22 protein-coding genes and 1 tRNA gene are annotated in these 19,247 nt (G+C 60.0%); 16 read left to right on the forward strand and 7 right to left on the reverse strand.

The genetic code is table 11. The annotated features are described in order from the left end of the window. A partial coding sequence (locus tag J4O76_RS22510; protein ID WP_426280402.1) for an integrase core domain-containing protein occupies window positions 1-115 on the forward strand: 115 nt, incomplete at its 5' end. Between the two features lie 128 nt (window positions 116-243). On the opposite strand, the gene J4O76_RS22515 is transcribed toward J4O76_RS22510, so the two are convergent. Beyond that, window positions 244-441: a hypothetical protein gene (locus tag J4O76_RS22515; RefSeq protein ID WP_426284351.1), complete on the reverse strand. Its 198-nt coding sequence runs from the start codon at window positions 439-441 to the stop codon at window positions 244-246. 165 nt (window positions 442-606) lie between these two features. Here J4O76_RS22515 and J4O76_RS22520 point away from each other — a divergent pair, with 165 nt between their 5' ends. From J4O76_RS22520 to J4O76_RS22535, 4 genes are all read left to right on the forward strand, one after another. Then, on the forward strand, window positions 607-846 hold the full coding sequence (locus J4O76_RS22520; RefSeq protein WP_426284352.1) for a hypothetical protein: 240 nt from the start codon (window positions 607-609) through the stop codon (window positions 844-846). A 1,319-nt stretch (window positions 847-2,165) separates the two neighbouring features. Then, window positions 2,166-3,074 carry a LysR substrate-binding domain-containing protein gene (locus J4O76_RS22525; RefSeq protein WP_426284353.1) on the forward strand — a complete coding sequence of 303 codons (909 nt, stop codon included), beginning with the start codon at window positions 2,166-2,168 and terminating at the stop codon, window positions 3,072-3,074. Between the two features lie 100 nt (window positions 3,075-3,174). Further along, entirely contained in the window at window positions 3,175-4,071 is an 897-nt protein-coding gene (locus tag J4O76_RS22530; protein WP_426284354.1) for an NAD-dependent epimerase/dehydratase family protein, read from the forward strand. A 44-nt stretch (window positions 4,072-4,115) separates the two neighbouring features. Next, complete coding sequence (locus J4O76_RS22535) at window positions 4,116-4,436, forward strand: DoxX family protein (RefSeq protein WP_426284355.1); 321 nt, start codon at window positions 4,116-4,118, stop codon at window positions 4,434-4,436. A gap of 99 nt (window positions 4,437-4,535) precedes the next feature. On the opposite strand, the gene J4O76_RS22540 is transcribed toward J4O76_RS22535, so the two are convergent. The 3 genes from J4O76_RS22540 to J4O76_RS22550 all read right to left on the reverse strand — a co-directional run bounded on the left by J4O76_RS22540 (window position 4,536) and on the right by J4O76_RS22550 (window position 7,135). Beyond that, the gene (locus J4O76_RS22540; RefSeq protein WP_426284356.1) at window positions 4,536-5,174 is read right to left on the reverse strand and encodes a Crp/Fnr family transcriptional regulator; all 639 of its coding nucleotides are present in this window, start codon (window positions 5,172-5,174) and stop codon (window positions 4,536-4,538) included. Window positions 5,175-6,215: 1,041 nt separating this feature from the next. Beyond that, a tRNA-Val gene (locus tag J4O76_RS22545) sits at window positions 6,216-6,291 on the reverse strand. A gap of 331 nt (window positions 6,292-6,622) precedes the next feature. After that, on the reverse strand, window positions 6,623-7,135 hold the full coding sequence (locus J4O76_RS22550; RefSeq protein WP_426284357.1) for a TetR/AcrR family transcriptional regulator: 513 nt from the start codon (window positions 7,133-7,135) through the stop codon (window positions 6,623-6,625). 192 nt (window positions 7,136-7,327) lie between these two features. On the opposite strand from J4O76_RS22550, the gene J4O76_RS22555 reads away from it, so the two are divergent. From J4O76_RS22555 to J4O76_RS22600, 10 genes are all read left to right on the forward strand, one after another. Next, entirely contained in the window at window positions 7,328-8,650 is a 1,323-nt protein-coding gene (locus J4O76_RS22555; protein WP_426284358.1) for an NtaA/DmoA family FMN-dependent monooxygenase, read from the forward strand. Between the two features lie 33 nt (window positions 8,651-8,683). Beyond that, window positions 8,684-9,424 (forward strand): NADPH-dependent F420 reductase, encoded by a 741-nt coding sequence (locus J4O76_RS22560; RefSeq protein ID WP_426284359.1) that lies wholly within the window; start codon window positions 8,684-8,686, stop codon window positions 9,422-9,424. A 73-nt stretch (window positions 9,425-9,497) separates the two neighbouring features. Then, complete coding sequence (locus tag J4O76_RS22565; protein ID WP_426284360.1) at window positions 9,498-10,244, forward strand: NADPH-dependent F420 reductase; 747 nt, start codon at window positions 9,498-9,500, stop codon at window positions 10,242-10,244. A gap of 77 nt (window positions 10,245-10,321) precedes the next feature. Continuing rightward, window positions 10,322-10,624 (forward strand): hypothetical protein, encoded by a 303-nt coding sequence (locus J4O76_RS22570; protein WP_426284361.1) that lies wholly within the window; start codon window positions 10,322-10,324, stop codon window positions 10,622-10,624. 65 nt (window positions 10,625-10,689) lie between these two features. Then, window positions 10,690-11,022, forward strand: coding sequence for an ArsR/SmtB family transcription factor (locus tag J4O76_RS22575; RefSeq protein WP_426284362.1), 333 nt, complete (start codon window positions 10,690-10,692; stop codon window positions 11,020-11,022). An 11-nt stretch (window positions 11,023-11,033) separates the two neighbouring features. Beyond that, window positions 11,034-11,462: an arsenate reductase (glutaredoxin) gene (gene arsC, locus J4O76_RS22580; RefSeq protein ID WP_426284363.1), complete on the forward strand. Its 429-nt coding sequence runs from the start codon at window positions 11,034-11,036 to the stop codon at window positions 11,460-11,462. Beyond that, complete coding sequence (locus J4O76_RS22585; RefSeq protein ID WP_426284364.1) at window positions 11,462-12,745, forward strand: arsenic transporter; 1,284 nt, start codon at window positions 11,462-11,464, stop codon at window positions 12,743-12,745. The genes arsC and J4O76_RS22585 overlap by 1 nt, the downstream gene beginning before the upstream one ends. After that, window positions 12,745-13,503, forward strand: a complete 759-nt coding sequence (arsH, locus tag J4O76_RS22590) for an arsenical resistance protein ArsH (RefSeq protein WP_426284366.1) — start codon at window positions 12,745-12,747, stop codon at window positions 13,501-13,503. The genes J4O76_RS22585 and arsH overlap by 1 nt, the downstream gene beginning before the upstream one ends. 110 nt (window positions 13,504-13,613) lie before the next feature. Next, a complete protein-coding gene (locus tag J4O76_RS22595) occupies window positions 13,614-13,913 on the forward strand; it encodes a hypothetical protein (protein ID WP_426284368.1) in 300 nt (99 codons plus the stop codon). A 37-nt stretch (window positions 13,914-13,950) separates the two neighbouring features. After that, entirely contained in the window at window positions 13,951-14,139 is a 189-nt protein-coding gene (locus tag J4O76_RS22600; RefSeq protein WP_426284369.1) for a hypothetical protein, read from the forward strand. Between the two features lie 165 nt (window positions 14,140-14,304). On the opposite strand, the gene J4O76_RS22605 is transcribed toward J4O76_RS22600, so the two are convergent. The 3 genes from J4O76_RS22605 to J4O76_RS22615 form a co-directional block, all read right to left on the reverse strand. Next, entirely contained in the window at window positions 14,305-16,104 is a 1,800-nt protein-coding gene (locus tag J4O76_RS22605; protein ID WP_426284371.1) for a diguanylate cyclase, read from the reverse strand. 292 nt (window positions 16,105-16,396) lie between these two features. Continuing rightward, window positions 16,397-16,900, reverse strand: coding sequence for a MarR family winged helix-turn-helix transcriptional regulator (locus J4O76_RS22610; protein WP_426284372.1), 504 nt, complete (start codon window positions 16,898-16,900; stop codon window positions 16,397-16,399). 344 nt (window positions 16,901-17,244) lie between these two features. Beyond that, window positions 17,245-17,748 carry a DUF4262 domain-containing protein gene (locus J4O76_RS22615; RefSeq protein ID WP_426284373.1) on the reverse strand — a complete coding sequence of 168 codons (504 nt, stop codon included), beginning with the start codon at window positions 17,746-17,748 and terminating at the stop codon, window positions 17,245-17,247. Window positions 17,749-18,118: 370 nt separating this feature from the next. On the opposite strand from J4O76_RS22615, the gene J4O76_RS22620 reads away from it, so the two are divergent. Next, window positions 18,119-19,033: a hypothetical protein gene (locus tag J4O76_RS22620; protein WP_426284374.1), complete on the forward strand. Its 915-nt coding sequence runs from the start codon at window positions 18,119-18,121 to the stop codon at window positions 19,031-19,033. Window positions 19,034-19,247: the final 214 nt, after the last annotated feature.

Genomic DNA, 19,247 nt, shown 5'->3' on the forward strand with positions numbered 1-19,247 from the left:
CCAACTGCCTGGCTGGTTCGCCCACTATAACGAGGTGCATCCGCACCGCGCTTTGCGCTATCGATCACCCCGCGAGTTCATCGCGCAAACCTGCGAGGCCCTGTCAGGCCTTTAGGGGGCAACAACAATCGGCTGCTTACCGCTATTGGTCATGGGATAATCTCCTCCCTTAGCGAACGGGCAGGCCCGCATTTTGATCCTCCACACTTTTTTAAGATGGGAGAACAAGCGTTCGACGCTTGATCAAACCCACTCGATGCCAGAATTATCCCCGTTCATCTTCTGCTGCCCGATTGCCATAGTCCCGGCTTTGGAAAGCTGTTCGGCAAGCATCAGCGCCTCCTCACCCGTCATGGACAACGGTACAGGCCGCTCGCTGAGAAAGACAGTTCCCGCCAGCGCTTCGACCTTGATTCCAAGTGGTCCGTACTCGCTAGCCATGCGCGTTCTCCGATCATCCGACCAACGTGCGCGGGTCTTGTACGGTTCAAGCTTCGAATTTTATTGGCAAAAATTGACGGGGTGCCCATCTAGGTATGTCACCTAGTGGCATACCCGTTACCCGCCTTTCGCAAACCGCGCGCTCGCGACCGCGGAGAGTGCCACTTGACGCACGTCAATTTACTGGCGCGTCCCAACGTTTATTTAGCCAAGATGACGAGATCACCCGCTGAAATTCGCGCGCAGGCCGAGACGTACCGAGAGTTGCACGCCTACCTGCGGGGACCGATCCTGACGCAAGCCATCGAGGACGTTGCCATCGCATTGGACCGGCTGGCGGCCGCGGTTGAGTGGCAGGATGAGGCGGCACGGGACCCATCAAGACCGGCACTGGACTTCAGGTGATCGCGTTTATCCTGGCGGGGAAGGGCGGACGATCCTCAAGGAGCAGAATGCGTCATAGCGGAAGTCTGCGTTGGAAATGTCCGCGTCGGACAGGCTGTTGACGCAACGACCGCCGCGACGCAGTTTTATGCAGCCCGCTCATCGGGCAGGAGAAAGCCAGATGCGTAAACTGCTGTTCGCTGCCGCCTCGCTGTCCTTGCTCGTGGGAGCGCCTGCGATCGCGGCGCCATGCAAGGACGCCAAAGGCCGCTTCACCAAGTGCCCCAAGGCACCAGTCAAGACCGTGCGATGCAAAAGTGCGAATGGCAGGTTCGCGAAGTGTGGGACTGCCGGTGCTAGGCCGGTCTGAGGCAGATGGGCGCGGGTACCGTTGTCCGCGCTCATAGTCTGCTGTGACGCTGGGCATCTGTGAATATGCCCGCGATTCATGATAATCTTGCCGGGATCACACGGTCGTTTGATAATTCCAGGTACCAGGACTGCAAATTCTCGCACTTGAGTTTGCTTGGTAGTCAGCTTTCGATTTGATATTACTGTTATTTTACGTGACGTAGCGCTGTATAATTAAGACTATTGGCAAATGCGAAAACGATTTCGTCGTATGCCAACTGTTAAGTAAAGCAGAATAGCCGTTTTCAGGAAGGCGGGCGGCAATAGCCGACATTGGAAAATGCTGCCACTTTCCCGGGAGGATAGATTTTCGTAAATTTACGGCCTGGGTAGGCTGCGGACCGCCACTCATCGCGATTCATCCCAACTGGTACGCCTCTCCGCAAACCGTACACACCCGGTATAGTATGAACCTCCGTTTGCATTCTACATTCTTGCTGAATGCTTCTAGCTTTATGAGTGCTTGAATACTCGTCGGGAATGACACCTGACGCAGGTTTTGCGCCCCGGGTAACGATTGCTTGGCGTAAACACGTGACCGCCACCTAGGACACATCGCAACCACTTAAAGAACCGCATGAGGGTGCTCCATAGAAGACGAAGAAACAGACGAATCGCAACGCTACCGAAATGATGCCGCTATTGTCCAAGGCATGCAAAATATTCCGTTGGCGATTCTGATGGTCTTGAACGTTTCGGTCTCGCCGGAGCTTGGGTTGGCTCGGCGACAAACCTGCCTTTGCCGCACGCGCCGATCGCATAGGCGATAGTATTACTGGAGCACCCTTGCGTCAGCACGGCGAAGCGCCCGGAACCTTCGGAACTTTTCCCGGCAATACTAGGCAGTTAGGACGCCTCGTCGTCCAGTACCGATCCGTCACGGTCACTGCCCGCTTCCGCGGCGGGTTACCAGCGCCTATGACCGCAGAATGGACCTAGCCGGTTTTGACCTGAACTTATTGAAGGCCTTCGATGCCCTCTACGCAGAGCGTCACGTCACACGCGCCGGTCAACGTATTGGTCTGAGCCAGTCAGCCATGAGTGGCGCGCTTACCCGCCTGCGCGAGGTGTTCGCGGACGAATTGTTTATACGATCGCCAACGGGGATGCAGCCCACACCCCGGGCCGATGACCTTGCCAGCCCTATCTCTACTGCAATCCAGCTGATGCGCGGTGTCCTTCAGGATGATGGCTTTGATCCTGAGACAGCCGATCACATCGTCACGATCGCGATGACGGACTATGCTGCCTTCGTCCTCTTGCCACAGCTTCTCGCACGCCTTGCGATTGAAGCCCCCCGGCTCGATGTGCGGGTGCGCGGCATCTTCGGGAAGAACGAGGTTATCGATCTCCTCGACAGTGGTGAGGCAAACCTCGCGATCAGCGTCCCCATCGATAGCGCCGCACGGATCCTCATGCGGCCGCTACTTAACGAAGGCTTTGCGTGTATCGCGCGACCCGGCCACCCGGCTTTTGCAGAAGGCGCCGGTATCGAGGCCTTCGCTGCGGCCTCTCATCTTCTCATGTCCCCAGAAGGCGACCGTGCGGGGCTGGTGGATCGCAAACTGGCCGCTATCGGGCTCGAGCGCCGCGTGGTGCTGAGTCTGCCGCAGTTTCTTGTTGCACCGTTTGTGGTCGCCAACACCGATCTCGTTGCCACGCTCGCCGCACGGGTGGCCCAGCGGTTCGCGGCGGTGAATGTCGGCATCGCCGTACACGCGCCGCCTATCGCGCTTTCCGACTGGCCGCTGGCGATGATGTGGCATCGTCGGGTGGACGATCACCCGGCCACCATCTGGTTGCGCGACTGCATTGCCGAGATTGCGCGATCGGTCTGACACCATCGCCGACGCCGATATCGCCGTATCAAATCTGACGATTTCACTTGCGCCTGCAGGTGGGCTCTACGTCTCGGCATCGAAGAAATGAGGTGCTGACATGCGGGTATTGGTGACGGGCGCGACGGGACTGATCGGTGGCGCGATCGCACGCCGACTGACGGCAGCGGGACAGGACGTCGTGGGGTTGGCGCGTTCAGCTGCAAGCGCGGCCAAGCTCACAGCTTTGGGATATCAGGCAATTCAGGGCGACCTCGCCGATGCGGCCAGCCTTGCCGACGCAACGCTGAACGTCGATGCGGTCATTCACGCGGCGTCACCGAATGATCAGAATACGGCAGCCTATGACGAAGCGGCGACCCGCGCCATTGTCGGCGCACTCCGCGACACGTCCAAGCGCTTCATCTACACGAGTGGCTGCCTGGTGTATGGCGCGACCGGCGACGTGCCCGCGACCGAAGACAGCCCGCTGCATCCGGTCGAGTTGGTCCAGTTCCGTCAGGCCCTCGAGGCCGAGATCCTGGATACTGTGGCCGAAGGCGTCCATCCGATCGTGATCAGGCCCGCCTGGGTCTATGGGGACCACGGTGGCACTGCGATGATGATGTGCGCCTCCGCGACGGAAGATGGCGCCGCGCGTTACGTCGGCGACGGGCAGAACCGCTGGACGTGCGTCCATGCCGACGATCTGGCTGACCTCTATTTGCTCGCCCTCGACAAGGCACCGGCAGGCTCGATCTTCAACGGCGCCCATGGGCCCGCCATCGCGCTGATCGAGATCGCGCGCGCCGCCAGCTATGGCGCAGGTGCTGAGGGCCGGGTGGCAGAATGGCCGCTCAAGGACGCACGGCAGGCGCTATGGAGCTTTGCAGACGCGATCGCATGCGATCAGCTCGTCTCAGGCGAACGTGCCAAACATAAACTTGGTTGGCGCCCATCGCGACATTCGATCGTCGATGAGCTGCGATCCTATGCGCCATTGCTCGGCCGGCTTTGAACGCCACCCGCTTTGGTACCGCGACCCCCAGGAGGAATGGTAGGATGCTGCACAATATCACTGTCGGGCTGCTCGTTGCCGCTTTCGTCGGCACCGGCATGTTTAATGCGATTGGTACGCCGGCCGCGCAGGATGACTTCGCCCGATGGGGCTATCCGCGTTGGTGGTGCCGCATCACTGGGGGTCTTGAGATCGTGGCTGCAGCGCTCATCGCGTTTCCCGCTACCCGAAGCGCCGGGATCGCGCTTGGTATCATGATCATCATCGCTGCCCTCGTTACAGTTTTGCGCCAGCGGGAGTTCTCGCATGTAGCGGCGCTCGGCATTTTCACCGCTTTCCTCGTAATCGCAGCTACGCGGTCTTGACCAGTTGACCATTTATACAGAAAAAAGAGGCGCAAATTAAGTATCATCGGCAATTACGACCAAGTCCTATATCTGTCGATAACGATAGCACGCCAGAATTTAGGCGTTAGATTCCTGCAGATGGAGGTACCGTGGATTGTACTCTCCGGCATCCATTAGGGCATGCATATTGGGCACGCTTATAAACCGACCCAATTGCTTTATCAGTGTTTCGGTCTGCAGAGCTTTGAGCATGCGATTGACATGAACGGCGGTCATTCCGGTCGCGTCGCCGATTTGCTCTTGGCTTAGTCGTAACTCGTATTTCCCGTCGGCGGGATGCCCCTGCAAACTTATGCGGTCTAAATACTCGCACAAGAAATGTGCTAGTCTCGTTCGAGCGTTTCGACGTCCGAGGTTCAGCATCCATTCGCGCGCTGTCGAAGCTTCGGTAAAAGCGCTAATCAACAGCGAACGAGCCACTGCCGGTCGTTCAGCCGCCAAGGCTCTAATTGCTGACGCATCGACGAAAGACGCTACGCAATCCTCAACCGAACGAATGTCGTAATCAGGAACACCAAGAAACGCGTTCTGAAAATTGAGCGCGTCGCCGGGACCATGGAGCGAGACAATTTGGCGATCACCTGAGCCGGTCAGTTTTTGCCGGACTGCGAACCCGCGAGTGAGTACCGCGCAGGTAGAAGCGGACCGCCCTTCTCTTCCAATAAAGTCGCCCGAGGAGAAAGATCGTAAGGTCATAGGTATCGACGAAATCGCATGCCGATCCTCCAGGGAAAGTTCACCTTGAGCGCTCAGTAGACGGACTAGGGCTTCGTGGCTGTTTATCAAAGTTAGAGAACCCGGATATGAGACTCCGGTCGAGACGCCGGTCAGTCCTAATTTACATCAATATAACGACAACACGTAGACTATTTTTGAGATGCTCGCTTTGCAGCGGCAACCGAGGGGCGGCATATCGCTCCGCAGCACGCTTTCTCGATGGGCTGAACGCCTTATCAAAAACTCAAGCATCAGCTCGGCGAGGGCAGGGGTCGCCGTTATCCGCCACCCATTCGACAGCAGATTAAGCCAACCCACCAATTGTATGGGCCCGCTACATGGCTCGCGCCTGGCTCGAGTTCCACGACAGGGCTGTATGCACACGGTCTCCGAGAACGGCCGAAGATTGTAGCATACATCTTCGACTGTGTTTCAAAGGCTCTATAGAACAAGCACTTACGCCACGTGTAGTTTTGTCGACCCGTCGACGTGTCCACACACCGACACCAATTCATGAAACGCGACCGCGAAAAGGATCGGGAAGCCCAGAGCTCGGTACGCCGCAAGCGTCCGTCGGTCCGGCGTCCAGCCAGGCAACCGCCTCGACGATAGCGCACAAGTATCGGCGCGCACTGAAGAACGGCACTGGCGCTACCCTGACGTTCCTCGAACTGCAGTTGCTCGCGCGTCTTGGCGCTCTGGATCTCGTAACCCGTGCAGAAAACGCGGAGCTCATGAACTGGCAAGAGATACTAGCCGGTTCGTCGTCTGGGGCCCCTAGCCCGACCACCGCCATGGTCGGAAGCCCCCCAGCATCTGCCAGCGTGCCGCAAAATCAGGCGACAGACGATCGAGCCTATATAAAAGCGCTCGGCCTTGCGACCTAAAGACCGCGATCCACGGCCTCGTCGGGCCAAACGTGCCATGAGGCTTTCAAGGCAGAAAGCGCGCCCGGATCCTACCTAAACACGCGAATGCTAGTGCCAAAGTCGCTAGGGTATCAATGAGGCAAGGAATGGGTGGTGGGCGATGACGGGCTCGAACCGCCGACATTCTCGGTGTAAACGAGACGCTCTACCAACTGAGCTAATCGCCCCCTCTCGGGTGAGCCTCCGATGCCAAACCCCGGCGCCGCGGGCAAGCTAAAAGGGTTTGGCGGTCACACAATTCGCAGTGATGCGCTATCACGTGATTGAACGTGCCGCTCCCTGACATTCGGCACGGTTAAGCGTCAACGTCTGGGCGATACCAGCCCAACGGGCTTTCCCACAAACGAACGGCCAGCGAGACGCCGCGGGCATTCTCGAAACCGATTGAATTTTAGGAAGTGCCGGCCGTCCCAAAACCCGCAACGGCGTAAAAAGCGGAACGGATTGCCATCCACAATAAATTAAGTCTGTGCCGCGCTATCGACTAACCGCAGCTTATTAGCGCGATACGTTCTGCCACCCTGATTGCAAAACGGTGCGGAGCACCTGTCTCGTATGATCGCCGGCCGTCGAATTTCCTCCTGCCCAGGCGATGGCCAGTGCACCCCAGAAAATATCCCGTCCGGTCATCGCCCGCCGTGCTAGCCCCTGATCCTGTGCGGCCTGCAACAATCTTTCCGTCGTTTCGATGACGGCGTGGCAAGTCGGGGTCAGGGGAGACTCTACCCGGCACGCTGCCCGCAACGGCTCGGGCAGGCCTTCATAGGCCAGCATCCAATCGCCCAACGCTTCGATCCAGAGTTCGAGCGTTCGGCCCGGATCTGCGCCCTGTGCTTCGATCTCAACCCGCCGTCCGTCCAACTCCTCGTAGTGAACGACCAGCAGCGCAGCCAGCAGCGCATCCTTGTTCGGAAAATTGCGATAAAGCGTGCCGGCGCCAACGCCGGCTAGCTTGGCGATCGCGTCCATGGAGACGTCGACGCCATCGTCATCGAACGCCTGGCGCGCCACTGCGAGAATGTGCGCTCGGTTAAGCCGCGCATCCCTCCGAGGCGGCGTTGAGAGAAGCCTTTCAGACATAATCAACATCCACCCTTGAACATCGGAGACACTCTCCACATCTGTCGGACGTAACGGAGAGTATCTCCATATAGGCGTCCTGTCTGATTTGAACAGATCAGTGGTCGCTACACAGAGGGTCTGATGACGAAGCAGATGATTATCGGCATGCATCTGGGCAACGGCTACGGAAACCTGCTTGGAGCCTGGCGCGCGTCATCGCTCGATCCCACCAGCTACACGAGTTTCGATGCAAAGATCCGGCATGCGAAGGCAGCAGAGCGCGGCAAGCTTCAGTTCCTGTTCCTCCCCGATGGCCCCACTCATGTCGGCGACATCGCGAACGAGCCGCCCAACTTCAACCTCGACGTGATGGTAACGCTGGCCGCTGTCGCTCGCGACACCACGCGCATCGGCCTCGTCGCCACCGGCTCGACCACGTTCAACGAACCGTTCAACCTCGCGCGGCAGTTCAAGGCGCTCGATGTCCTGAGCCATGGTCGGATCGGATGGAATGCCGTCACGTCGAGCGGCGAGGATGTGGCGGCGAATTACGGGGTACGCCTGCCTTCGAGTGCGGACCGGTACGGGCGAGCGCACGAAACGGTGCAACTGGTCCAGGCGCTATGGGGCAGCTGGGGCAAGAATGCGTGGATACACGATCAGGCCAGCGGCCGGTTCGCCGACGCTGGGCGGATCGCCCCCATCAACATGGGCGGAACCTACGTCGCCTCGCGCGGGCCGCTGTATATTCCGCCGTCGGAACAGGGGCAGCCCGTCGTCTTCCATGCTGGCGGCAGTCCGAATGCCCACGCCTTCGCCGGTCGCTATGCCAATGCCGTCATCGGCGCGGCATTCACGATCGATGACGCGCGTGTGCAGCGTGACGCGTTTCGCGCCACAGCTGAACGCGCCGGGCGCGACCCCGACGAGATCAAGTTCTTCGCCGGGCTGATGACGACGATCGCGAGCGACCGCCGGGCGGCGCTGGATCGCCGGATCGGCTTGAGCGAGCGCATTTTTCCGCAGCGTGCCGCTTATCTGGGGCAGATGCTGGGTATCCGCATCGATCCCGCCCGGCTCGACGAGCCATTGTCGCTGGAACAATTGGCCAAGGCGCGCCCGTCGCCTGCCGATCCGCGATCGGCATACGCCCTCAAGATTGCCCGCGAAGGCTGGAGCCTCCGCGACGTGCTGGCGCATGGCGTCATCGATTACCACCCCGTCATCGTCGGGCCAGCCGTCGAGGCCGCCGACCACATGCAGCAATGGTTCGAGGCCGGCGTGGTCGACGGCTTCTGGGTGTCACCGGACGTCTACGAGAATGGGGTCGACGCCTTCGTCGATGGCGTGGTGCCGATCCTGCAGCATCGCGGGCTTTTTCATCGGGATTACGACGGCACCACCCTGCGCGATCATCTGGGCGCCCCCGCCCAATACGGCATCGATCCGCGCATCCCGCGGTGAACTCAACAAACTATTCTCTGGAAGGAAATCGACATGAAGATCGGCATTATCGGTGCAGGCAATATTGGCGGCACTATCGCGCGCAACCTGACGGCGGCCGGCCATGCGGTGAAACTGGCGGGCGCGAAGGAGCCTGAAGCCATCCGCGACAAGGCTGCAGAGGTCGGTGCGATCGCGGTCGCGGCGCAGGACGCGGTCAAGGATGTCGAGGCGATCATCCTCTCGATCCCGTTCGCGGAAATCCCCAAGGTCGCCGACCTATTCGCGGACGTACCGGCCGACGTGATCGTGATCGACACCGGCAACTATTATCCCTTCCGCGACGGGAACATCGCGGAGGTCGATGGCGGCAAGCCGGAAAGCGTCTGGTCGAGCGAGCAACTAGGCCGCCCGGTGGTCAAGACGTTCAACGCGCTGCTCGCCGAAACGCTCGCCAACGGCGGTACGCCGAAGGGCACGACAGGCCGGATCGCGATTTCCGTCGCGGGCGACGACGCGCGGGCAAAGGCGATCGCGCGGCAACTGGTCGACGAGGCCGGTTTCGACACGCTGGATGCCGGTGGTCTGGCAGACTCCTGGCGCCAGCAACCGGGCACCCCGGCCTACTGCACCGAACTCACCCTGCCCGAATTGCGCAACGCGCTTTCCGCGGCCGACAAGTCGCGCGCGCCGGTCGATCGCGACGCGCTGATCGAGAGCTTCATGGCGGAGAAGTCGCCGCTCGATCATGCACAGATCGTCGCCCGCAACCGTGAATTCACGGCTTCACGCTGAGCTTGCAGGGCCGAACGGAGGTCGCGCGTGCCACCTCCATTCGGCTTCGGCCTTCGAACGGAAAGGAACGGACATGAAAATCGGGATTCTCGGCTCCGGCCACATCGGCAGAACCCTCGCCAGAAAGCTGGCCGCGACCGGCCACGAGGCCAAAGTCGCCAATTCCCGCGGACCGGACACGGTCGATGCCGATGCGCTGTCCACCGGTGCACGAGCGGTCACCAAAGAGGAGGCCGTCAGCGGCGTCGAGGTCGTGATCCTCTCGATCCCCTTCATCGGCATCCCCGCGCTCGCGCCGCTGCTCGCCGGCCTTCCCGTAGAAACCGTGGTGATCGACACGTCGAACTACATCACCGCGCGTGACGACAAGATCGCCGAGATCGAGGACGGGATGGCCGACAGCGTCTGGGTGACGAAGCAACTCGGCCGCCCGATCGCCAAGGCGTGGAACTCAATCTATTCGGTCACGCTGGCGGAAAAGGGCAAGCCGGCCGGCCATACGGACCGGATAGCGGCCCCGGTTGCCGCCGATCGCCGGCGCGACCGCGACGTCACGATGGCACTGGTCGAGGACACCGGCTTCGACGCCTATGATGCCGGACCGATCGCGGAATCGTGGCGGCAGCAGACCGGCTCGCCATCCTATTGCACCGAAGTGACGCTCGCCGAGCTGCCGAAGGCTTTGGCATCGGCGGATCTTGCCCGATCGCGTAGGCGGTCGGACCTGGCGTCCAAGGTGTACAGCGAGCGCTTCGAAGCCGGTCACAATCCCGGCGGGGACTTCATCATCCAGCTTTCTCGGCTTTTGTACGCGGTTTGAGCGGCCCGGGACCACGACGACAGAACCGACGGGATGGGTGCCGGCGCGGTGATACCGCAGCCGCTCGGGAGCGCAGCTTGCAGATCATTGGCCGCGCCGCACAGCTTCAAAAAGTAGCGAGGATCTCTAATGGAACGAGCGAGCTGTTCGAGGCCATCGCTTGCTTGGGGAACACCCAACGGGCGATTTCGGCATCCGACCTGGTATCGACGCGAAAACCGCCGCACTCTGAGACCGGCAACGGCAACCCACGCGCGATCGATCTGCCCGAAAGCCATGCTTTCAGTATATCAGATTCGACGCCTCGCTTATTCATAGGCCACCATAGCGAGCCGGTCGGCCAAATCTCATCCGGACCAATTCTCGAAAAAGGATCGTAAATTGAGAAGGTTGGCCTCGGAAATCTCGAACTAGCCAAGTCTGACATATCCTCTATGCTGGATATATGGAAAACGATTCGGCCATTGCTGCACTTAGCGCTCTCGCACAAGGCACACGCCTCGACGTGTTTCGCCTACTGGTCCGGCACGAACCAGATGGAATGGCGGCCGGCGAAATCGCCCGTCAGCTCGACGTGCCGCAAAACACTATGTCAGCGCACCTTGGCATTCTCGCGCGTGCCGGCATCGTCCGTTCCGAACGACATAGCCGCTCGATCGTCTACCGCGCCGATCTGGACGGGCTGCGCGCGCTGACGCTGTTCCTCGTCAAGGACTGCTGCGCCGGCTCGCCTGAACTCTGCGCGCCGCTCCTGGCCGAACTCACCCCCTGCTGCTGAAAGGACGCCCCGTGGCCGTCGATATCGTGATCTATCACAACCCTGAGTGCGGCACGTCGCGCAACACGCTGGCGATGATCCGCAATGCCGGCATCGAGCCCCATGTGGTCGAATATCTGAAGACGCCCCCCTCGCGCGCGCTGCTGGTCGAGCTGATCCATCGCGCCCAGGTCACGCCCCGGGATCTGCTGCGTGAGAAGGGGACTCCTTATGCGGAGCTTGGCCTGGGCGACACGTCGCTATCCGACGACGCGCTGGTGGACGCGATGATGGCGCATCCGATCCTCATCAACCGGCCGCTGGTCGTATCGCCGCTTGGTGTAAAGCTGTGCCGTCCGTCCGAAGCAGTCCTCGATCTGCTGCCTGAGCCGCAACAGGGTGCGTTTGCCAAGGAAGACGGCGAACAGGTCGTAGACGCCGCTGGTCAGCGCGTCGCCTAATGCTGCTCGCGCTCGCTATCTTCGTTGCGACGATCGCGCTCGTCATCTGGCAGCCCAAGGGCCTCGGCATTGGATGGAGCGCATTTGGCGGCGCGGCGATCGCGCTGCTCGTCGGGGTCGTCTCGCTCTCCGACGTGCCGGTGGTGTGGGGCATCGTCTGGAACGCGACCGCGACGTTCGTCGCGATCATCATCGTCAGCCTGTTGCTTGATGAAGCCGGGTTCTTCGAATGGGCGGCGCTCCATGTCGCGCGCTGGGGCCGGGGGCATGGTCGCCGCCTGTTCGTGCTGATCGTGCTGCTCGGCGCGGCTGTGTCGGCGCTGTTCGCCAATGACGGCGCAGCGCTGATCCTGACGCCGATCGTCATCGCGATGCTGCGCGCGCTGGGATACAAGGACAAGGCGACGCTGGCGTTCGTCATGGCTGCGGGATTCATTGCCGATACCGCCAGTCTGCCGCTGATCGTCTCCAACCTCGTCAATATCGTGTCGGCCGACTTCTTCCGGATCGGCTTTGCCGATTATGCCTCGGTGATGTTGCCGGTCGATCTGGCGTCGATCGCCGCGACGCTGATCGCGCTGCTGCTATTCTTCCGCCGTGACATACCGGCGAATTACGATGTGGCGCAGCTCCGCACGCCCGGTGATGCGATCCGCGATCATGCCACGTTCAAGGCGGGCTGGGTCGTTCTCGCCCTGCTGCTCGCCGGCTTCTTTCTGCTCGAACCGATCGGCGTGCCGGTCAGCGCCGTGGCCGCTACCGGCGCGGTCCTCCTGCTCATCATCGCCGCGCGCGGACACGTTATCCAGACCCGCAAGGTGCTGGCCGGCGCACCGTGGCAGGTCGTGATCTTCTCGCTCGGCATGTACCTGGTCGTCTACGGCCTGCGGAATGCTGGCCTGACCGACCACCTTGCCGGCCTGCTCGATCGCACCGCGCAAGGCGGCGTTTGGGGCGCGGCATTCGGGACCGGGATCATCGCCGCGCTGCTGTCGTCGGTGATGAACAACATGCCGACTGTCCTGGTGGGGGCGCTGTCGATCGACGCGACCCACGCCACGGGCGCGATCAAGGAAGCGATGATCTACGCCAACGTGATCGGTTGCGACCTCGGGCCGAAGATCACGCCGATCGGCTCGCTCGCGACGCTGCTGTGGCTGCACGTCCTCGGGCAAAAGGGCATCCGGATCGGCTGGGGCTATTACTTCAAGGTCGGCGCGACGCTAACGATTCCGGTGCTGTTGGTGACACTCGCCGCGCTCGCCATAAGGCTCAGTCTGTAATGCCGCTTCGCACGCTCTCCGATCCTGATAATCTACCCGCGCTCGATCGGCGCTATGCGCTCGATCGTCCTGCCCTCGGACTGGGGGCTGGTGATCCGCCCCCACGCATCCTGCTACTCTACGGCTCTCTGCGGGAACGGTCCTTTTCGCGGCTGTGCGTCGAGGAAGCTGCTCGTCTGCTGCAATTCTTCGGCTGCGAAACGCGGATCTTCGATCCTTCGACGTTGCCGCTGCCCGATCAGGTGACGGGGGACGATCACCCGGCCGTTCACGAGCTGCGCGAACTGTCGATGTGGTCGGAAGGGCATGTGTGGTGCAGCCCCGAGCGGCATGGTCAGATTACCGGCATCATGAAGCTGCAAGTCGATCATCTGCCCCTGTCGATGGGCGGAATGCGCCCGACGCAGGGACGAACGCTCGCCGTCATGCAGGTGTCGGCCGGATCGCAGTCGTTCAACAGCGTCAACACGCTGCGGGTCCTCGGCCGCTGGATGCGAATGGTGACGATCCCCAACCAATCCAGCGTAGCCAAGGCGTTTGCGGAGTTTGACGACGCCGGCCGGATGAAGCCGTCCAGCTATTACGATCGGATCGTGGATGTGATGGAGGAACTGGTACGCTTCACGGTCCTGCTACGCCCGCACACCACGCAGCTTGTCGATCGCTATTCCGAGCGAAAGGAGGCAGGCGTGCCGATCGATAGCGCCACAGACCTTTCGAGCATCGCAATCTCGCCAACGTACCGGAAAGGCGAGTAAGTCCGCTTAGTGTGGCAAGCCGCTCCTGCGACATTGTGCATCACTGAGTGTGCTTCTAGATGCATCCAATGAAACGCCGGGCTCGCCCACTCTCCAAGATATTGCATTCCATGGCGTTTTTCGTCCTGGCAATGATGTTGCTGGTCCGGCTCGGCCCGCTCTGCGAGACGATGGCGATGGCCGCGCCTCCGGCTGCGTCCGCGATGATGGACTGCGCCAGCAAATCAGGCGCTCCCATCAAAAAGGCGCCTGCGTCGGCCTGCGCCATACCGTGCGTTGCGGTTGCGGGCGAAACCGTCGAGCATATCGAGCTGGTTCCGTCCTCCCGTCTATCGCCTTGGCCGGCCCTACAGATGAGCCTCTTGGGCATGGCATACGCTCCGGCCACACCCCCTCCGCAAATCGTGTGAAGATGAACATCATCACACGTAAATTTCGGAGAATATAATGACCAAGTTCAAGCTCATCAGCGCTGCCTTCGCCCTCACTCTGTCGACTGGCGCATTCGCCGCTGTCGCCAATTGCTGCGCCGACATGGCGTGCTGCAAGGACGGCGCGGACTGCTGCAAGGATGGCGCAAAAGCTAAGGCAGCGGACTGCTGCGATCATGCCAAGGGCGGCATGAAGAACAGCTGAAAACTGGACAGGGGCGGGGCAACCGCCCCTGTTTCTTAGCTGGCTGCGGTACGCCTTCGCGCCACAGCTGCTGATCGGGCGCACAGCTATCCAGAATTAAAACGCTGCATACCAGCGTTCCCGAAAACGATCGAATTTCGAGAATGTCAGGTAACCACGGCCGATCTAAGCGGCAATTGCCAGACGATCGCGACCTGCATCCTTGGCTCGATAAAGCGCGACATCGGCTGTCTTGAGAACCAGATCGAGCGAGTCATCAGTAACTGAAATTGCTGCCAGACCAGCGCTTACCGTCACGTGGGCTACACGATGATCGCCAAAGGCAAATTCCTTACACCCGAACTCTTGCCGCAGGCGCTCACATATCTTGTGTGCCTGTTCGACGTCGGCTCCGATCAGCAGCGCGGCAAACTCCTCGCCTCCGAGCCTTGCGACCACATCACTGGTGCGAACCCCAGATCTTAAAGCCTCAGCGAACCCTTTTATCACCTCATCGCCGGCATCATGCCCGAAGGCATCATTGATCCGTTTGAAATGATCGAGGTCGAAAACAGCCAAGCACCCTGGCGTTCCTTTCCCGCCCGTTTGGTGGATCGCGCGATCGAATGAAGTCAGCAGCGAACGTCGGTTTGCCAGGCCAGTCAGCGGGTCGGTTTCCGCGGCGCGTGCCAGATCCAGTTCCTTCGCCTTTCGGTCTGACACCTCTCGAATGATGTTCACTGTGCCCGTGACCTGTCCGCCTTCGTCGACGATGGCCCGGCCGTGAGATTCAAACCAGCCTAGTTCCCCCGAGGCGCGTGGAGCCCGGAACTCCGCCATGAAGGTCTGATCCGGATTGGCGATAGCGAGCGCTTGCCGCTCTGCGACCAACGCAATATCCTCTGGAAAGATGATTACACGCGCGTTGCGCCCGCGCATCTCTTTCGGATCGTAGCCTCCGATCGTGCGGAGGGATGGCGAGGCGTACTCGATAGTCCCGTCCAGCTGCACCGCCAGGATGATGTCCCCGGTGCGGTCGGCGATTACCTTGTAGAGCGCTGAGCTTTGCTGAAGTCGGCTGTACAGCTTTTTCCGGCGCTTCAGCTCGGCAGCGGCCGGCAATGCCATCAACATCGCAATAACGAGGTAGAACTGGAAAAATTGCACCTTAAGTCCAGTACCGCCTCGGATAAGGCTGACAGGTCCGTGCCCTTCCAGGGTCAAAGCCGTGCCGACGATGGTCAGCAGGAGGAGCGAGGCCGCGGCGCCGAGCCGACCCATTCGAAATACGGCGAGCATCATTGGTACGAAGGGCAGGAACAGTAGCGGCAGTCGCTCCTGCGCAAACACGACAACCGATATCGCCATGACCGACGAGAGGAGAATAGCCGCCTCCACCCACTCGCGGCTGCGAGCTTGTCTGGCCCAACCAGCGATATCACCCCCAATAGCGAGGCTCAGGAAGGGCACGACGGTGAGGGAACCAAGAGCATGACCGGCGAACCACGCAATCCAGTTGGGCCAGTAGGGCACTCCGGCAACCTTGTGAGCCACGTAGGCGGCAGGGAATGCCGTCAGTACCGGCATCACAAGGCCAGCGATCAGGATCAGCGCTCCAAGCTCCGTCAGCGAGGAGAAATTGCCTGCTACTGGTCGAAACTTTCGTATTAGAATCGCGCAGCCGAGAGCCTCGGTGATATTGATGACACTCAGAGGCAGCGCGGCGTCCAGCCCAAGACCGAAGAACGTAGTAGCGAGGAGGCCCCCGACACCGCAGGCGAGGCTGCGTGAGACCCATGACTGATCAGGTCGATATCTGAGGTCCGCAAAGAGGAAGGCGCTCGCTATCCATATCAGCGCAACGCCGCCTTCAAAACGCGTATAGCGTACCGCAAGGCATGCTGCCAGAAAGTAGGTCGCACCCAGTATCGCAGCTCGCAACACCTCGCGTGTCCACTTGGAAAAATTCAGTGTCTGCCAAGGCATCGTGTATGGTTACGGACGAATAGTTAATAAGGGGTGCTGCCGGTATGACTCGATGATACCAACTGTAGCACGAAGCTGATCGCGTCATTTTTACAGTATTTAGCGAGCTGGTATCACAACCGAATTGATCGTATCAACTCGAACCGAATTTCAAGAGTGTAAAAAGATAAGTACCGGCCACTTGCCATCCACGTATCACGCCAAATAGCATGATGCTACGGACTGATCTAAGCTACCTTCATCTAGGCCATCAGCCCAAACTGTTTTCTCGCAGCGAACAGCTTGATGACTATCAATTTTTAACCGAGACTTCATTGAAAATAAGGAAGCTTGCGTGTGCCTCTGGGCTCATTAAGTGCTGCATCAAAGACCAATAACCTTCGACCGACTTCACGCCAGCGGCCGCATAGGCGCGAGCCATATTTTCATGAAGCTCGTCAAAAAGCTCATTTTCGAGAGACGAACCTTTATTAGTAAGATACAAAAGCTTAGTGCGCCGGTCACGCTCTCCAGTTTTGGTTTCAACCATGTCTTTCTCGATTAGATCTTTCATTATTCTACCGAGCGATTGCTTCGTGATACCAAGTATCTCGAGTAGGTCTCTTACTGTTCCCCCGGGTTTTCGCGACAGGGAATAAAGAACTCGGTGATGTGCCCTGCCTAAACCGCGCTCTGCAAGTGCTGCATCTGCATGCGCGAGATGCGATCTGTGAGCGAACATCAACAAATCCATTCCGCCGCGGATGGCATCTGTGCGAAGATATTGAGCAGACGGCGGAGAGATAATTTTGTTCATCACGACCACATTTAGGGGCTAACCACTGCCGCAATATGAACAGTGGCACTCGGCCGAGCAATCGTTTTCTCTAAGGGAGCCTCAACGTTTTCAATACGTTATTCCGTTCAGGGGAGGTCGCTCTGCTACAAAGCGAATAATGATGGTCGCAGCGCAATAACCCGGTCCACGCCTGCGACCGCGCGTTCGAGTTTGGGCGCTTCCTACCTATACCGCCTTTGCCAAAAACGAACGGCGATCAAGAAGACCGGAGCGTTCTCGGAATCGATCGGATTTCGGGAATGTCCGGGTTGGAGAGGAAAGCGGACTGGCGGCTTTGAAGGCCAGTTCAATTGAAAGCGGACTCACCGCGTAAGCGCTGACTCCCAACCATTTTCTGTCAGGTCGATCTGGTCGGCTGCGAAAGCTGTGTCGAACCCGTGCTCCCATGGGAAAACGCCACTCCGATCCGGCCAGACAATTTGAAGGCATGGGAACTCGTCGCCGCCGTAAAACCATCGGCTCCAGCCCAAGTGATCGCAGTAGAACCGCTTCGCCACCGGAAATGCATAGGCAAGAAGGTTTTCGAACGCTCTATCCGTTGGCTCGCCTACTGGCAGCGGTAATCCCGCCTTAGCCTCTCGGAACAACTCCCAGAACACGTCATGAGCTATCTCACGCTTCATGCCGAACATGATCAACTCTGGCTGACCCGTGTTAACCCATAACCCCGTGGTAAATGAGAAACCTGGCCCTTCGACGTCGCTAAACACTGCGGTGTCGAACCAGCCATGCTCTCGGACTTTTGCTACAAACGCTCGCTCGGGATCATCTAGTGCCTCAGCCGGCGCGTTCATGGCGGTTCGCATGAGCGTTAGCTAACCCTCCTAATGAACGTCCGCAATCAGGAAGCGCAACAGCCACTCCGAATGCCCTATTCTGGGCGTTCGTGTCCGATCCGGCTTTCTCGCGAGGGATCGGGAAAAGAGAACGGCAGAGACGTTCTCAAATCTGGTCAGAAAGGGTGTTCTGAGAAGATGGTGACGCTGGCGGTCGCTCGCAAATTCGGCGTATAAGCACGGGCAACGCGGCGCCAGACCAGCATTCGGTCGTTCGCGCAGGCGAACGGGGGTTTCTATGGTAGCCCAGACCAGTGACGGCGTTGGTCGCCGACATATTGCCGCAAGCATCGCACCCGTCGTCATCGTCACGCTGGCTGGAATGGCGGTACGAACGCCATTGGCGACCGCCTATCCGTTTGCAGCGCTATTGCTGTTCCTGTGGGTAGTCGCGGACACGCTGATGCTGTCGCTGATCGCTCGATCAGCCGGAAAGCCGGCATGGAGTGCCGTCTTGGGCGTGCTGGCCGGCGCCAGCGTCACCGTCTGGCTTGGTTCGCCATCGGCGATGCGGGATGCGCTGTTTGAGACGCCGGTCCTGGTGGTGACGATGGCAGCTGTCGCTCTGGGTCATGTCGCCTGGGCAACGGCCCGAGCGCGCCAAGTGGTGGGCAGGAAAGGCACGGACCGGAAGGAGCGATGGGTATCAGCCGCGTCCGGGTTATTCCCGCCGGCGCTGGTTCGCTTGGCCGTGGCGGAGATGACGGTAATCCACATGGCGCTGTTCCGCTGGGGCGGACCGGCAGATATTCCGGCGTACGCCCGTGCTTTCGCCTATCACAGGCACCTGACGCCGATGTGTGCGACGCTGCTGATCCTGTCGGCGATCGAAATAGCCGTCTATCATCTGCTGGTCGGGCACTGGAGCCGCACCGCCACGCTGGTCATGTTCGTGCTGAGTGACGTGGGCTTCGTATACCTCGTCGGGCTCATCAAGTCGTTCAGGTTCAGGCCGGTGCTGTTGACACCCGAGGGTGTGCGCGTGCGGGCCGGCTTCCTGATCGACCAGCTTGTGCCGCTCGATGCGATCGTTGCCATCGAAGGCGGCTTCACCGGTGAGGACGTACGCGATCCCGCGACCCTTAATGCGGCGCTGCTTGCCTGGCCCAACATCATGCTGCGGTTGGATAGCCCTCTGCATCGTCGCTCGCTTCTGAAGAAGCGACGTCCGTTCGTGCGGGTCGCGTTCCGCCTGGACGATCCGGAACCTTTCATCCGGCTCCTTGCCTGGCGGTTAGGTCACCGCTCCAGCTAACCAGCCTTTCTTTTCGAGAACGGCACGCAGAACGGCGTGGCTTTCCCGTAAGGATCGAATTTCGGGAATGGTGAGGAAAGCGGATCTGCGGCTTTCGGGCTGATGCGCCGGAAAGTTGACACCGTGGATTACCGATTTGTGAGCAACCGCTTCCTATACAGCGCGTCCGGGGCCTTAGCCGCTTCGATCCTGATACGGCGATGAAGCACCCCCA

The sequence above is a fragment of the Sphingomonas sp. NFX23 genome (assembly GCF_049887795.1).
Taxonomy (GTDB): domain Bacteria; phylum Pseudomonadota; class Alphaproteobacteria; order Sphingomonadales; family Sphingomonadaceae; genus Sphingomonas.